This window comes from Streptomyces vastus (genome assembly GCF_039532825.1).
In the GTDB taxonomy this organism is placed as follows: Bacteria; Actinomycetota; Actinomycetes; order Streptomycetales; family Streptomycetaceae; genus Streptomyces; species Streptomyces vastus.
In genome coordinates this window covers 150,925-165,533 of sequence record NZ_BAAASJ010000124.1, presented here as the reverse complement: position 1 = coordinate 165,533, position 14,609 = coordinate 150,925, and the positions used below count along the sequence as shown (strand labels likewise).

Annotated in this window: 11 protein-coding genes; 1 reads left to right on the top strand and 10 read right to left on the bottom strand. The window is 67.7% G+C overall.

Annotated features, from left to right (window positions below; genetic code table 11):
* Positions 1 to 34: 34 nt before the first annotated feature.
* From rodA to ABD357_RS41915, 9 genes are all read right to left on the bottom strand, one after another.
* A complete protein-coding gene (gene rodA / locus ABD357_RS41955; RefSeq protein WP_344396832.1) occupies positions 35 to 1,234 on the bottom strand; it encodes a rod shape-determining protein RodA in 1,200 nt (399 codons plus the stop codon).
* On the bottom strand, positions 1,231 to 3,501 hold the full coding sequence (gene mrdA, locus ABD357_RS41950; RefSeq protein ID WP_344396831.1) for a penicillin-binding protein 2: 2,271 nt from the start codon (positions 3,499 to 3,501) through the stop codon (positions 1,231 to 1,233). The genes rodA and mrdA overlap by 4 nt, the downstream gene beginning before the upstream one ends.
* A gap of 92 nt (positions 3,502 to 3,593) precedes the next feature.
* Positions 3,594 to 4,340: a rod shape-determining protein MreD gene (gene mreD / locus ABD357_RS41945; RefSeq protein WP_344396830.1), complete on the bottom strand. Its 747-nt coding sequence runs from the start codon at positions 4,338 to 4,340 to the stop codon at positions 3,594 to 3,596.
* Between the two features lie 12 nt (positions 4,341 to 4,352).
* Positions 4,353 to 5,306 (bottom strand): rod shape-determining protein MreC, encoded by a 954-nt coding sequence (mreC, locus tag ABD357_RS41940; protein ID WP_344396829.1) that lies wholly within the window; start codon positions 5,304 to 5,306, stop codon positions 4,353 to 4,355.
* A gap of 139 nt (positions 5,307 to 5,445) precedes the next feature.
* Positions 5,446 to 6,465 (bottom strand): rod shape-determining protein, encoded by a 1,020-nt coding sequence (locus ABD357_RS41935; protein ID WP_028802628.1) that lies wholly within the window; start codon positions 6,463 to 6,465, stop codon positions 5,446 to 5,448.
* Between the two features lie 349 nt (positions 6,466 to 6,814).
* Positions 6,815 to 7,228 (bottom strand): nucleoside-diphosphate kinase, encoded by a 414-nt coding sequence (gene ndk, locus ABD357_RS41930; RefSeq protein WP_344396828.1) that lies wholly within the window; start codon positions 7,226 to 7,228, stop codon positions 6,815 to 6,817.
* A 198-nt stretch (positions 7,229 to 7,426) separates the two neighbouring features.
* A complete protein-coding gene (locus ABD357_RS41925) occupies positions 7,427 to 7,780 on the bottom strand; it encodes a DUF4233 domain-containing protein (protein WP_344396826.1) in 354 nt (117 codons plus the stop codon).
* A gap of 3 nt (positions 7,781 to 7,783) precedes the next feature.
* Entirely contained in the window at positions 7,784 to 9,292 is a 1,509-nt protein-coding gene (folC, locus tag ABD357_RS41920; protein ID WP_344396824.1) for a bifunctional tetrahydrofolate synthase/dihydrofolate synthase, read from the bottom strand.
* Between the two features lie 110 nt (positions 9,293 to 9,402).
* Positions 9,403 to 12,054 carry a valine--tRNA ligase gene (locus tag ABD357_RS41915; protein ID WP_344396822.1) on the bottom strand — a complete coding sequence of 884 codons (2,652 nt, stop codon included), beginning with the start codon at positions 12,052 to 12,054 and terminating at the stop codon, positions 9,403 to 9,405.
* A 135-nt stretch (positions 12,055 to 12,189) separates the two neighbouring features.
* Between ABD357_RS41915 and ABD357_RS41910 the strand changes: the two genes are divergently transcribed.
* Positions 12,190 to 13,146 carry a hypothetical protein gene (locus ABD357_RS41910; RefSeq protein WP_344396821.1) on the top strand — a complete coding sequence of 319 codons (957 nt, stop codon included), beginning with the start codon at positions 12,190 to 12,192 and terminating at the stop codon, positions 13,144 to 13,146.
* A 78-nt stretch (positions 13,147 to 13,224) separates the two neighbouring features.
* Here ABD357_RS41910 and clpX read toward each other — a convergent pair whose 3' ends face one another.
* Positions 13,225 to 14,511: an ATP-dependent Clp protease ATP-binding subunit ClpX gene (clpX, locus tag ABD357_RS41905; protein WP_344396820.1), complete on the bottom strand. Its 1,287-nt coding sequence runs from the start codon at positions 14,509 to 14,511 to the stop codon at positions 13,225 to 13,227.
* Positions 14,512 to 14,609: the final 98 nt, after the last annotated feature.

Below are 14,609 nucleotides of genomic sequence, written 5' to 3'. Positions count from 1 at the left end.
CCGCAGCTTCGAACCGCCCCTCCCAGCGGAGCGCCTACGCCGACATGGGCCGCTGCACCCGGATCGACTGCAGCAACCCCACAGCCACCCACACCGCGAACATCGACGACCCCCCGTACGACACGAAGGGCAGCGGCAGTCCGGCCACCGGCATGATCCCCAGCGTCATGCCCACGTTCTCGAAGGACTGGAACCCGAACCAGGCGATGATCCCGGCGGCGACGATCGTGCCGTACAGCTCGGTCGTCTCGCGGGCGATACGGCAGGCGCGCCACAGGACGATGCCCAGCAACAGGATGATCAAGCCGGCGCCGATGAAGCCCAACTCCTCGCCCGCGACCGTGAAGACGAAGTCGGTCTGCTGTTCGGGGACGAACTGGCCGGTGGTCTGCGAGCCGTTGCCCAGCCCGGTGCCGAACAGTCCGCCCGAACCGATCGCGATGCGGGCCTGGTTGGTGTTGTAGCCGACGCCGGCCGGGTCGAGTTCGGGGTTGGCGAAGGCGGCGAAGCGGTTGATCTGGTACTCGTCGAGGATCCCGAGCTGCCAGACCGCGATCGCGCCCGCGGCACCCGTGCCCATGAGGCCGAACACCCAGCGGTTGGAGGCGCCGGAGGCGAGCAGTACGCCGAGCACGACCATGACCATGACCATGACCGAGCCGAGGTCGGGCATGAGCAGGACGATCAGTATCGGTACGGTGGCCAGGCCCAGGGACTGCAGGACCGTGCGATGGTCGGGGTAGGGCTTGTCACCTGCGTCGACCCGCGCGGCCAGCAGCATCGCCATACCGAGGATGATCGTGATCTTCACGAACTCGGAGGGCTGCAGCGAGAATCCGCCGGGCAGCTTGATCCACGCGTGCGAGCCGTTGATCGTGGCGCCGAGCGGGGTCAGCACCAGCAGGATCAGGAACACCGAGATGCCGTACAGGATCGGCACGGCCCCACGCAGCGTGCGATGGCCGAGCCAGACGGTGCCAATCATCAGGGCGAAGCCGATGCCCGTGTTGAGCAGGTGGCGGAACAGGAAGTAGTACGGGTCGCCCTGGTTGAGCTCGGTGCGGTTGCGGGTCGCCGAGTGGACGAGGGCCGCGCCGATCACGGAGAGGGCGATGGCCGAGAGCAGTATCGGCCAGTCGAGGCGGCGCGCCAGCGAGTCGCGGGCGAACAGGCGTGCCCAGGTGGAGCGTTGGGGCCCGTAGCCGGAGACGGAGAAGCCGTTGGCGCCGGTCATGTGGTGCTCCTCCGCCTCTTCCTGCGGCGGTCGGTGCCCGGTCGGGCATCGCGCCGTCGGGTGTCGCGGTTGGTGCCGGTGTTCGGCGAGGGCGCCGTGGCGGCCGGGTCGTCACCGGTCGCCGCCTGCTGGCTCTCGGCCGCCTGCTCCTCCTGCGGCACATACTTCTTGATCTTCGGGGCGTCGATCGAACCGTCCGGCTGGATCTTCGGCAGGCTCTTCTGCGGCTCGGGCAGCAGGGCCTTCTTCCTGTCGATCTTGCCGTCGTCGGAGACGCCGTACAGCGCGTCGTAGATGTTGCGCACGGCGGGGCCGGAGGCGCCGGAGCCCGTACCACCCTGGGAGATGGTCATGATGACGGTGTAGTCCTCGGTGTACGTGGTGAACCACGAGGTGGTCTGCTTGCCATAGACCTCGGCGGTACCCGTCTTGGCGTGCATCGGGATCTTGTCCTGCGGCCAGCCGACATCGGCGAAGCGCCAGGCGGCCGTACCGCGGGTGGCGACTCCCTCGAGGGCTTGGTCTATCTCGCTGAGCGTCTGCTTCGACATCGGCAGCTTGCCGTGCGGCTTCGGGGCGATCTCCTGGACGCTCTTGCCGTCGGCGCTGACGATCGCCTTGCCGACGGTCGGGTCGTACAAGGTGCCGCCGTTGGAGATCGCCGAGTAGATGGTGGCCATCTGGATCGGGGTGACGAGGGTGTCGCCCTGGCCGATGGAGTAGTTGACGGAGTCACCGGCGCGCAGCCTGTTGCCTTCGAGGCAGTTCTCGTACGCGATGCGCTCGGCGTAGTCGCCGTTCTTCTTGCCGGTCTTGCACCAGGAGTCCTTGTTGGCCTTCCAGTAGGCCTGCTTCCACTGGCGGTCGGGGACACGCCCTGTGACCTCGTTCGGCAGGTCGATGCCGGTCTCCTTGCCGAGGCCGAACTGGTGCGCCGTCTTGTAGAACCAGTCCTTGGCGTTCTTCTTCGGCTTGTTGCCGCCGTCCCGCTTCCACTCCTCGTGGGAGAGCCGGTAGAAGACGGTGTCGCAGGAGACCTCGAGCGCGCGGCCCAGCGAGATCGGGCCGTACCCCTTGGACTCGAAGTTCTTGAAGACCTGGCTGCCGATGTTGTACGAGCTGGAGCACTGGTACGGGCCGTCGAAGGAGTAGCCGGCCTTGATCGCGGCGGCCGTCGGGATGACCTTGAAGACGGAGCCGGGGGCGGACTGGCCCTGGATCGCCCGGTTCAGCAGCGGGTAGTTGGACTTCTTGCCGGTGAGGCGCGCGTAGTCCTTGGCGGAGATGCCGCCGACCCAGGCGTTCGGGTCGTACGCCGGGTTGGACGCCATGGAGACGATGCGGCCCGTCTTGGACTCCATCACCACGACGGCGCCGGAGTCCGCCTTGTAGTTTTCGCCGGTGTTCTTGTCGAACTCCTTGCGGGCGTCCTTCATCGCCTTGTTCAGCTCGTACTCGGCGACGCGCTGGACGCGGGCGTCGATGCTGGTGACGAGGTTGGCGCCGGGCTCGGCCGGGTCGCTCTGGGCCTCGCCCATGACGCGGCCGAGGTTGTCGACCTCGTAGCGGGTGACGCCGGCCTTGCCGCGCAGCTGCCGGTCGTACTGGCGCTCCAGGCCCGAGCGGCCGACCATGTCGGAGCGCAGGTACGGGGAGTTGGTGTCCTCGGCTTTGGTGATCTCCTCGTCCGTGACGGGCGAGAGATAGCCGAGCACCTGCGCGGTGTTGGCGTCGCCGGGGCTCGCGTAGCGGCGTACGGCCTGGGGTTCGGCGGTGATGCCGGGGAAGTCCTCGGAGCGTTCACGGATCTGGAGGGCCTGCTTGGCGGTGGCCTCGTCGGTGATGGGGATCGGCTGGTAGGGCGAGCCGTTCCAGCAGGGCTGCGGCGTCTTGGAGTCGCACAGCCGCACCTTGTCCATGACGTCCTTGGGCTTCATGCCGAGGACACCGGCGAGCTTGGTGAGCACCGCCTCGCCGTCGTCGTTCATCTTCAGCAGATCGGTACGCGAGGCGGAGACCACGAGCCGCGTCTCGTTGTCGGCGATCGGCACGCCGCGCGCGTCGAGAATCGACCCGCGCACGGCCGGGCTCACGACCTGCTGAACGTGGTTCCCGGACGCTTCCTTGGCGTAGGCGTCGCCTTCGCGGATCTGGAGGTACCAGAGGCGTCCGCCGAGGGTGGCGAGGAGGGAGAAGACGAGAATCTGGATGACAACGAGCCGAATCTGGACGCGTGGGGTCCGCCCGGTCTCGGGGATGTTGGTCACTGCTGCTTCCCCCTCTCAGTGCGTGTATGTGTCATATACGACGGACCTGTGAGACCACCGAGGTGAGACGGACCCGCCAACTTCCGCTGCGCTCACAGCCGCTTGACCCCCTTGATGCGTCCGGCCCGGGCCACCCGGTTCTTCACGGACTTCATCCGGAGCCCGCCCGCGGACTTCATCCGGAGCCCGCCCGCGGACTTCGTACGGAGCCCGCCCTGGGACTTCGTACGGAGCCCACCACGCTGACCGCCGAGGCGCAGCCCCGTGCCGCCGGAGGAGGACAGCCAGCCGGAGGAGACGTCGCTCGCCTTGGCGGAGGTGGCCTCGGCGAGTGGGTCGTTGTCGGCGCGGCGCGCCAGCGCCATGATCCCGGGCACCACGAAGGGCGCGAGCAGCAGGTCGTACAACGCGGCCGTGAACAGCAGACTGCCCAGGCCCACATGACGCGCGGCGGTGTCACCGACGAGGGCCCCGACTCCCGCGTACAGGAGCGTGGATCCGATCGCCGAGGCGACGACCACGACCATCGGGCCGGTCGCGGATCTGATCTGGCCGTTGTCGGGCTTGGCGAGCCCCGCGAGGTAGCCGATGACGCACAGCACGAGCGCGTAGCGCCCGGCGGCGTGGTCGGCGGGTGGCGCGAGGTCGACGAGCAGTCCGGCGCCGAAGCCGACGAGGGCGCCGCCGACATGGCCGTACACCAGGGCGAGGCCGAGGACGGTGAGCAGCAGCAAGTCCGGTACTGCGCCCGGGAGTTGGAGGCGGGCGAGGATGGTCACCTGGACCACCAGGGCGACGATCACCAAGGTGGCGGAGAGCAGCATTCGGTTGAAGCGCATACGGTTCAGCTCCTACTGCTCTTGCTGCTGTTGGGGCAGGCCGTCGGCGGGCGCTCCGGCCGAGGGGGTGACCGTCACGGTCACCGTCGGCCTGGGGGTCGGCTTGGGTTTGGGCGGCAGCACCTGGTCGCGCGGGTCCCTGGGCGGGGCCTGGGTGACCACGCCGACGACATCGAGCTTGCTGAAACCGACGTACGGCTCGACGTAGATGGTGCGGGTCAGATCGCCGCCGGAGGGGTCGACGCGGGAGACGACACCGACGGGGACACCGGGAACGAACGGCTTGTCGGCCTGGGACCCGAAGGTGACGAGACGGTCCCCCTTCTTGATCTTGGCCTTGCCGTTGAGCATCTCCACACGCAGCGGCCGGTCGCCCTGGCCGGAGGCGAAGCCGAGTTCGTCGGTGGACTCCATGCGCGCACCGACCGTGAAGTCCGGGTCGCTGGCGAGGAGCACGGTGGCGGTGTTGGGCCCGACAGTCGTCACCCGCCCGACGAGCCCATCCCCGTTCAGGACGGTCATGTCGCGCTGGATGCCGTCGTTCGCGCCGACGTCGATGGTGACGGTCCAGGAGAAGCCCTGGGCCGCTCCTATCGCGATGACCTCGGCTCCCTTGATGCCGTACTGCCCGGCGCCCGCCGTCTTGAGGATCTTGTCGAGCTGCTTCAGCCGGCTGCGGTTACGGTCGTCGCTGCCCAGCTTCGCCTTCAACGCGGCGTTGTCCCGCTCCAGTTGGGCGATACGGTCGTGCCGGTCGCCGGAGTCGCGGACCGCTGCGATCGCGTTGCCGACGGGGTCGACCGCGGAGGACACCCCGTTCTCGATCGGGCCGAAGACCGTGGCGGCGGCCGAGCGGGCCCCGTCGACGGGCGAGTCCTCACCGCCGCGGATGTCCACCGTGATCAAAGCGAACGCGATGGCGATCAGCAGCACCAGGAGCAGCCGGCTCTCTCGTGTGTCCCTCACGTGCGGCGGCCGTGCCTTCCTCGTCGGATTCGTGTGGGGCTCCCCTCGGCCGGGGCGCTATGGGGGAGCTTATGCCTCTATATCAACGCTCCGCCGCACGAGAAGAGATCGTCTCGTACGGCGGAATCGAAGAGTTGCGTCATCTGCGGGGCTGGGCGTCGAGCACCTGCTGGAGCGCCTCGAACTCCTCCACGCACTTGCCGGAACCGAGCGCCACACTGTCCAGCGGGTCCTCGGCGATATGGATCGGCATGCCGGTCTCGCGCCGCAGCCGCTCGTCGAGCCCTCGCAGCAACGCGCCGCCGCCGGTGAGAACGATCCCGCGGTCCATGACGTCACCGGACAACTCCGGAGGACACTTGTCGAGCGTGGTCTTGACCGCGTCGACGATCGCGTTGACCGGCTCCTCGATCGCCTTGCGCACTTCGGCGGCGGAGATGACGACGGTCTTCGGCAGACCGGAGACCAGGTCCCGGCCGCGGATTTCGGTGTGCTCGTCAGCGTCGAGGTCGTACGCCGAGCCGATGGTGATCTTGATCTGCTCGGCCGTCCGTTCACCAAGAAGCAGGCTGTACTCCTTCTTGATGTGCTGGATGATCGCGTTGTCCAGTTCGTCGCCCGCGACGCGGATGGACTGCGCCGTGACGATTCCGCCGAGCGAGATGACCGCGACCTCGGTGGTGCCGCCGCCGATGTCCACCACCATGTTGCCCGTGGCCTCGTGGACCGGCAGTCCGGAGCCGATGGCCGCAGCCATCGGCTCCTCGATGATGTGCACCTGGCGGGCGCCGGCCTGCGAGGAAGCCTCGATGACGGCGCGCCGCTCAACGCCCGTGATCCCGGAGGGCACACAGACGACAACACGAGGACGGGCGAGATACCGCCGCTTGTGGATCTTCAGAATGAAGTAGCGGAGCATCCGCTCGGTGATCTCGAAGTCTGCGATGACACCGTCCTTCAGCGGACGCACGGCGACGATGTTGCCGGGAGTCCGGCCGATCATCTTCTTCGCTTCGGCACCCACCGCGAGGATGCCACCGGTGTTGGTGTTGATCGCGACGACGGACGGCTCGTTGAGTACGATCCCTCGACCCCTGACGTACACCAGCGTGTTGGCGGTCCCGAGGTCGACAGCCATGTCACGGCCGATGAACGACATTGAGTTCCCCATCAGGATTCGTCTGGCCTTCCCAAGTGGAGCTTTTGATGGCTTGTTAGGTCGGCGAGGGTGAGCGCTGTGACGTGAAGGCTTCCATCGTAGTCTCGCCTGCACCGAACACCGCGCGAGGGTCTTCGCCATTGTCAGCAGATGATGTGCCGCCTCGCTTGTGGAGACGAGCCAATGGAGGCATGCGTTCCCCCGATCGCCACGCATATGCCAGGCCCCGCCGCTTTTCTGCGGCAGGACCTGGTCAGATACGGCTCAGGGTTGACGCATCGTCAGAAAATCTTCGCGTACGCCGGGTGGGTGTGCCGTGTCGCGAGCAGACGCGGTCGGGTGTCGGCGATCAAGCCAGACCGGGGAAGAAGATCTTCATCTCGCGCTCGGCGGACTCCTCGGAGTCCGAGGCGTGGATCAGGTTCTCGCGGACGATCACACCGAAGTCGCCGCGAATGGAACCAGGAGCCGCAGCGATGGGGTCCGTAGGCCCCGCGAGCGCACGCACACCCTCGATGACCCGCTCCCCCTCGACGACCAGAGCGACAACGGGCCCGGAGGCCATAAAGTCGACCAGAGGCTCGTAGAAGGGCTTGCCCTTGTGCTCGCCGTAATGGAGCTCCAGCGTCTCCTGATCCAGGTTCCGCAACTCCAGCGCGGTGATCTGCCAGCCGGCCTTGCGCTCAATACGGCTGATGATCTCGCCGGTCAGGCCACGACGAACAGCATCGGGCTTGAGAAGGACGAGGGTGCGCTGGCTCACGTGGGATCTCCTTCGGCAACAGGTGTACGGATTCACAGAGATTACAGGGAGCCGGGCCCCTTTAGGGGCGCGGGGAACTGCGCGACCAGCCACGACGGATCCGCACCCGACATACGACCCTGCTTCTGCTTGCGCGGGCCTGGGGGCGCAGCCTCTCAGTCGGGAAGGGGCGGGGGTGGGAAAGCCCGCCGCAGGCGCCTACGCCGCTTTACTCTCCGCATCAGCCTGCGCAGCAAACCGCGCCTTGGCCTCATCCACCTTCCGCCCATAGTGCACCGAAGCCCACCACAGCGCAGCGAAGATCGCCCCCATGAAGAACATCGTCGGCACGACAAACCCGGACGCGATCAACGCAATCTGCAGCGCCCACCCCAGCTGAACACCCCCCGGCCGCGTCACCACACCACACAGCAGCAGACACAGCAGCATCGCAACGCCACTCACCGTCCACACCGTGGTCATGGACAGATCGGGATCCTTCATCGCGACAAGCCCGGCAAAGCCGATCACGAAGAACTCACCGATCAGCGTCGAAGCACAGAGCGTACGCACAGCTCAGCCCCTCCCCAACAGCAGCCGGGCCTCACCCACGGTGATCACGGAACCGGTGACGAGAACGCCCCCACCCGCATACTCACCCTCCTCCTCGGCCAGGGTGATCGCGGCCTCCAGAGCGTCATCGAGCCGCGGCTCCACCTGAACCCGCTCCTCACCGAACACCTCCACGGCCAGCGCGGCCAGCGCATCCGCGTCCATCGCCCGATGGCTGGAGTTCTGCGTGATCACCACCTCGGCGAAGATCGGCTCGAAGGCCTCCAGCAGACCTCGTACGTTCTTGTCGCCGCTCATACCGACGACCCCGATCAGCCGGCTGAAGTCGAACACCTCGCTGACACCCTCGGCGGTCGCCCTGGCACCCGCCGGATTGTGCGCGGCATCCAGCACCACGGTCGGCGACCGCCGCACGACCTCCATCCGCCCCGGCGCGGCAACCGCCGCGAAGGCCTTGCGCACCGTGTCGATATCGAGCCGATCGGCCCGCGCCGCGCCCACACCGAAGAACGCCTCCACCGCGGCGAGCGCGACGGCCGCGTTGTGCGCCTGGTACGCGCCGTGCACCGGCAGGAACACCTCTTCGTACTCCCCGCCGAGCCCGCGCAAGGTCAACAGCTGCCCGCCGACAGCCAGTTGACGCGATACGACGCCGAACTCCAGCCCCTCGCGGGCGACCGTCGCATCGACCTCGACGGCCTTCTTCAACATCACCTGCGCCGCGTCGACCGGCTGCTGCGCCAGAATCACGGTCGCGCCCTGCTTGACGATGCCCGCCTTCTCGATGGCGATCTCGCCGGGCGTGGTGCCCAGCCGGTCCGTGTGGTCCAGATCGATGGGGGTCACCACGGCGACATCACCGTCGATCACATTCGTGGCGTCCCAGCTGCCGCCCATGCCCACCTCGACGACGGCCACATCGACCGGCGCGTCGGCGAACGCCGCGTACGCCATCCCCGTCAGCACCTCGAAGAAGGACAGCCGGAACTCCTGCTGTCCGTCCACCATCTCGACGTACGGCTGAATGTCCCGGTACGTCTCCACGAACCGCTCGGCGTCCATCGGCGCGCCGTCCAGGCTGATCCGCTCGGTGATCGACTGGACGTGCGGCGAGGTGTACCGCCCGGTGCGCAGTTCGAAGGCGCCGAGCAGCGCCTCGATCATGCGGGCCGTGGACGTCTTGCCGTTCGTCCCCGTGATGTGGATCGAGGGGTACGAGCGCTGCGGCTCCCCCAGTACGTCCATCAGCGCGGCGATCCGCGTGATCGACGGCTCCAGCTTCGTCTCACCCCACCGCGTGGCCAACTCGGCCTCGACCTCACGCAACGCCTTGTCGACCTCGGGATCGGCCGGCCGCACGGGAATGTCCGCCTCCGGCGGCCCGCCCTGCGCGCGCAGGGTACGGCTGCCGGCCTCGATCACCGCGAGATCGGGATCGCGCTCCGTCTCCGCGTCGACGATCTCGTCGAAGGGGTCGGGCTCGCTGCTGTGGTCTGGGGGGAGCTCACTCACGGGGCCAGTCTACGGAGCCCGACCGACATGGGCCCGGGTGCCCGCCGCCGGGCCTGCAAAAGGCGCCCGAATCCTGCCGGCTCCGGGCGCCCTCCACCACGTAACACCGCCTAGCCCTGCGGCAACCGCTCAAGCTGAGCCTGAATCCGCGCGATGTCCTCGCCCGCTTTGGCAAGCCGCGTACGGATCTTGTCCACCACCTGCTCCGGAGCCTTCGCGAGGAACGCCTCGTTGCCCAGCTTCGCCTCGGCCTGCTGGCGTTCCTTCTGTGCGGCGGCGAGATCCTTCGCGAGCCGCTTCCGCTCCGCGGCCACGTCGATCGTGCCGGAGAGATCCAGCGCGACCTGCGCGCCCGCTACCGGCAGCGTCGCCGTGGCCGCGAAGCCCTCGCCCTCCGGCTGGAGGCGCAGCAGCTGGCGGATGGCCGCCTCGTGCGGCGCCAGGGCGGTCCCGTCGAGCGTGAGCCTGGCCGGGACGCGCTGGCCGGGCTGCAGCCCCTGGTCGGCACGGAACCGGCGAACCTCCGTGATGACCTGCTGGAGCGTCTCGATCTCGCGCTCGGCCGCCGTGTCACGGAAGCCGCCCGGGGCGTCAGCCCCAGGAACAAGCACAGCGGTCGGCCAGTCCGCGATCACGACGGACTCGCCGCCCGTGAGGGTGGTCCACAGGGTCTCCGTGACGAACGGAACGATCGGGTGCAGCAGCCGCAGCGTGACGTCCAGGACCTCACCGAGGACCCGCTTGCTGACGTCGGCCGCCGCGCCGCCCGCGTTGAACGTCGTCTTGGACAGCTCGACGTACCAGTCGAAGACCTCGTCCCAGGCGAAGTGGAAAAGGGCGTCCGACAGCTTGGCGAACTGGTAGTCCTCGTAGAGGGCGTCGACCTCCGCGACCGTCGCGTTCAGCCGGGACAGGATCCAGCGGTCGGTGGCCGACAACTGCTCGACTGGCGGCAGTTCGCCCTCGATCGTGGCGCCGTTCATCAGCGCGAAGCGCGTGGCGTTCCAGATCTTGTTGGCGAAGTTGCGCGAACCCTGGACCCAGTCCTCGCCGATCGGCACGTCCACACCCGGGTTGGCGCCGCGCGCAAGCGTGAAGCGCAGGGCGTCGGAGCCGTACTTGTCCATCCAGTCCAGCGGGTTGACCGCGTTGCCGAAGGACTTCGACATCTTCTTGCCGAACTGGTCGCGGACCATCCCATGCAGGGCGATGGTGTGGAACGGCGGGGTGCCGTCCATCGCGTACAGGCCGAACATCATCATCCGGGCGACCCAGAAGAAGAGGATGTCGTAGCCGGTGACCAGGACGGAGTTCGGGTAGAACTTCGCGAGGCTGTCGGTCTGTTCGGGCCAGCCGAGTGTGGAGAACGGCCACAGGCCGGAGGAGAACCAGGTGTCGAGGACGTCGGTGTCCTGCGTCCAGCCCTCGCCGGTCGGGGCCTCGTCGTCGGGACCGACGCACACGACCTCGCCGTTCGGGCCGTACCAGACCGGAATCCGGTGTCCCCACCACAACTGCCGTGAGATGCACCAGTCGTGGAGGTTGTCGACCCAGTCGAAGTACCGCTTCTCCATCTCCTGCGGGTGGATCTTGACCCGGCCGTCGCGGACCGCGTCACCGGCGGCCTTGGCGAGCGGGCCGACCTTGACCCACCACTGCATGGACAGGCGCGGCTCGATGGTGGTCTTGCAGCGCGAGCAGTGGCCCACGGAGTGGACGTACGGCCGCTTCTCGGCGACGATCCGGCCCTCGGCGCGCAGGGCGGCGACGATCGCGGAGCGTGCCTCCAGCCGGTCCTGGCCCTGGAAGGGGCCGTGTGCGGTGATGACGGCGTGCTCGTCCATGATCGTGATGGCCGGCAGGTCGTGCCGCTGGCCGATCTCGAAGTCGTTCGGGTCGTGTGCCGGGGTGACCTTGACGGCGCCCGTGCCGAACTCGGGGTCGACGTGCTCGTCCGCCACGACCGGGATGGAACGGTCGGTCAGCGGCAGCTTGATGAGCTTGCCGACTAGGTGCTTGTACCGCTCGTCGCCGGGGTGGACGGCAACCGCCGTGTCACCGAGCATCGTCTCGGCACGGGTGGTGGCGACGACGATCGTGTCCTCCCCCTCGCCGTACTTCATGGAGACGAGCTCGCCGTCGTCGTCCCGGTACTCGACCTCGATGTCCGAGATGGCGGTGAGGCACCGGGGACACCAGTTGATGATGCGCTCGGCGCGGTAGATCAATTCGTCGTCGTACAGCCTCTTGAAAATGGTCTGAACGGCCTCCGAGAGCCCCTCATCCATGGTGAAGCGCTCACGCGACCAGGCAACGCCGTCACCGAGCCGCTTCATCTGCCCGGAGATCTGCCCGCCGGACTCGGCCTTCCACTGCCAGACGCGCTCGACGAAGGCCTCGCGCCCCAGGTCGTGGCGGGACTTGCCCTCCTTGCCCAGCTCACGCTCGACGACGTTCTGCGTGGCGATACCGGCGTGGTCCATCCCGGGCTGCCACAGCGTCTCGTACCCCTGCATGCGCTTGCGGCGCGTGAGGGCGTCGATGAGCGTGTGCTCGAAGGCGTGCCCCAGGTGCAGGCTGCCTGTGACATTCGGCGGCGGGATGACCACGGTGTACGGCGGCTTCTCACTCTTCGCGTCCGCCTCGAAGTAACCCTGCTCCACCCAGCGCTCGTACAGCTTCCCCTCTACCTCGGCCGGCGCGTACTGGGTCGGCAGTTCGGGGGTGTTGGCTGGCGGCTGCTGCTGAGCGTTGTCGGTCACGGGGTCAGTTTAGAGGTGTTACGGGGCGGTCCTGAAACTCCATTGTTCGGTAACGGTCAGACCCCCAGCGCTCCCCGCGCACGCTCCTTACGACAGGATGTTCGGAACGCATAAGTATCTGGAGGGGAACCCAGAATGAGCTACAACCAGCCGGGCCCGTACGGCGGGCAGCCCCAGCAGCCGGGACCGTACGGTCAGCCCGGCGGTCAGCCCGGCCCCTACGGCCAGCAGCCGCAGGCCCCGCAGCCCGGCTATGGCTACCCGCAGCAGGCTCCTCCGCAGCAGCCCGGCTATGGGTACCCCCAGCAGACTCCTCCCGGTGCTCCGCCCCAGCAGCCCGGCTACGGCCAGCAGCCGCCGTACGGCCAGCAGCCCCCGCCCTACGGCATGCCGCAGCCGCCCGCTCCCGGCGGCGGCAAGAAGAAGACCGGGATCGTCATCGGCGCCGTGGCGGTCGTGGCCGCGATCGCGGTGGGCGCGTACTTCGTGATCGGCGGGGGCGGCGGTTCCTCGGACGTGGCGGACGACGGCCCGCACAAGCTGACTACGCCGGCGACGGTGCTCAGCGGTGAGTACAAGAAGGGCGGCGAAGGCGATGACAGCAGCAGCTTCAACGAGGACGACATCAAGACCGCCGAGGAAGCCGGCGTGAAGAACCCCACGGACGTGAACGCCGCGTACACGGCCGGGGACGAGAGCAACCCGCTGTCGCAGAAGCTCCTCCAGTTCCTGGGCGTCTACGGCGAGATCGAGGACCCGGAGAAGGTCGTCGACGCCATGTTCGCCGACATGAAGAAGGAGGCCGGAAAGGACGGCGACGGCGAGGTCGTCGGCAGCCCGAAGGCCTTCACGCCCGCAGGGCTCGACGGCGCGATCCTGAAGTGCCAGGAGACCAAGGTCCCGGGCGACGAGACCGGCGGGGCGGGGCCCAAGGAGATCAGGATGCCGGTGTGCATCTGGGGTGACCACAGCACGCTCGGTGTCACCATCAACGCGAACATCGCCGACGCACTGGCGGGCAAGGGCGCCGACCTCGAAGCGGCGGCCGAGCAGACGGCCAAGTTCCGCAAGGAAGTCCGCGTCAAGATCTGACCTACGTAGTAACGACGCTTCAACGACGAAGGGGCCCCGGCCAGTTGGCCGGGGCCCCTTCGCTACGCGTACGAGCGGCTACGCCGTCTTCTGCTCCCCCGAGCCCCGGCCCCGCGCATCGCGTGGGATGAGCGTCGGGTTGACGTTCGAGAGGACGACGTCCGCTGTGATGACGACGCGGCCGACGTCCTTGCGGGACGGGACCTCGTACATCACCGACTGGAGGACCTCTTCCATGATGGCGCGCAGGCCGCGGGCGCCGGTCTGCCTCAAGATGGCCTGGTCGGCGATGGCTTCGAGGGCCTCGCGCTCGAAGTCCAGCTCTACGCCGTCGAGTTCGAAGAGGCGCTGGTACTGCTTCACGAGGGCGTTGCGCGGCTCGACGAGGATCTGGAGGAGCGCCTCGCGGTCGAGGTTGTGTACGGAGGTGATGACCGGGAGGCGGCCGATGAACTCGGGGATCATGCCGAACTTGACCAGGTCCTCGGGCATGACGTCCTCGAACTGGTCCTTCTCCTCCAGCTCGCGCTTCGAGCGGATCGTCGCGCCGAAGCCGATGCCCTTCGCGCCCGCGCGGGACTCGATGAGCTTCTCCAGGCCGGCGAAGGCGCCGCCCACGATGAACAGGACGTTCGTCGTGTCGATCTGGATGAACTCCTGGTGGGGATGCTTGCGTCCACCCTGGGGCGGCACGGAGGCGGTCGTGCCCTCAAGGATCTTGAGCAGCGCCTGCTGGACGCCCTCGCCGCTCACGTCCCTCGTGATCGACGGGTTCTCGCTCTTGCGGGCCACCTTGTCGATCTCGTCGATGTAGATGATCCCGGTCTCGGCCTTCTTGACGTCGTAGTCCGCAGCCTGGATGAGCTTCAGCAGGATGTTCTCGACGTCCTCGCCGACATATCCCGCTTCCGTCAGTGCCGTCGCGTCGGCGATGGCGAACGGGACGTTCAGCATGCGCGCCAGAGTCTGGGCGAGCAGCGTCTTGCCGGAGCCCGTGGGGCCGAGGAGCAGGATGTTCGACTTCGCCAGCTCGATGGCGTCGTCGCGGTTCTGGCTCCCGCCGTTCTCACCGGCCTGGACCCGCTTGTAGTGGTTGTACACCGCCACGGAGAGGGCCTTCTTCGCCGACTCCTGGCCGACGACGTACCCCTCGAGGAACTCGTAGATCTCCCGGGGTTTGGGGAGCTCCTCCCACCTCACCTCGCTCGTTTCGGCGAGCTCTTCCTCGATGATCTCGTTGCAGAGATCGATGCACTCGTCGCAGATGTACACACCGGGGCCTGCGATGAGCTTCTTGACCTGCTTCTGGCTCTTGCCACAGAACGAGCACTTGAGCAGATCGCCGCCGTCACCGATGCGTGCCACGGTGTGCTTCCCCTTCGCCTGGGAGACGCCTAGGTCCAGCGGCTCCTGGTGCTGCCTTATGTCCGACGGTACCTTGCCGAGCCCCCCGTTCGGGCCCC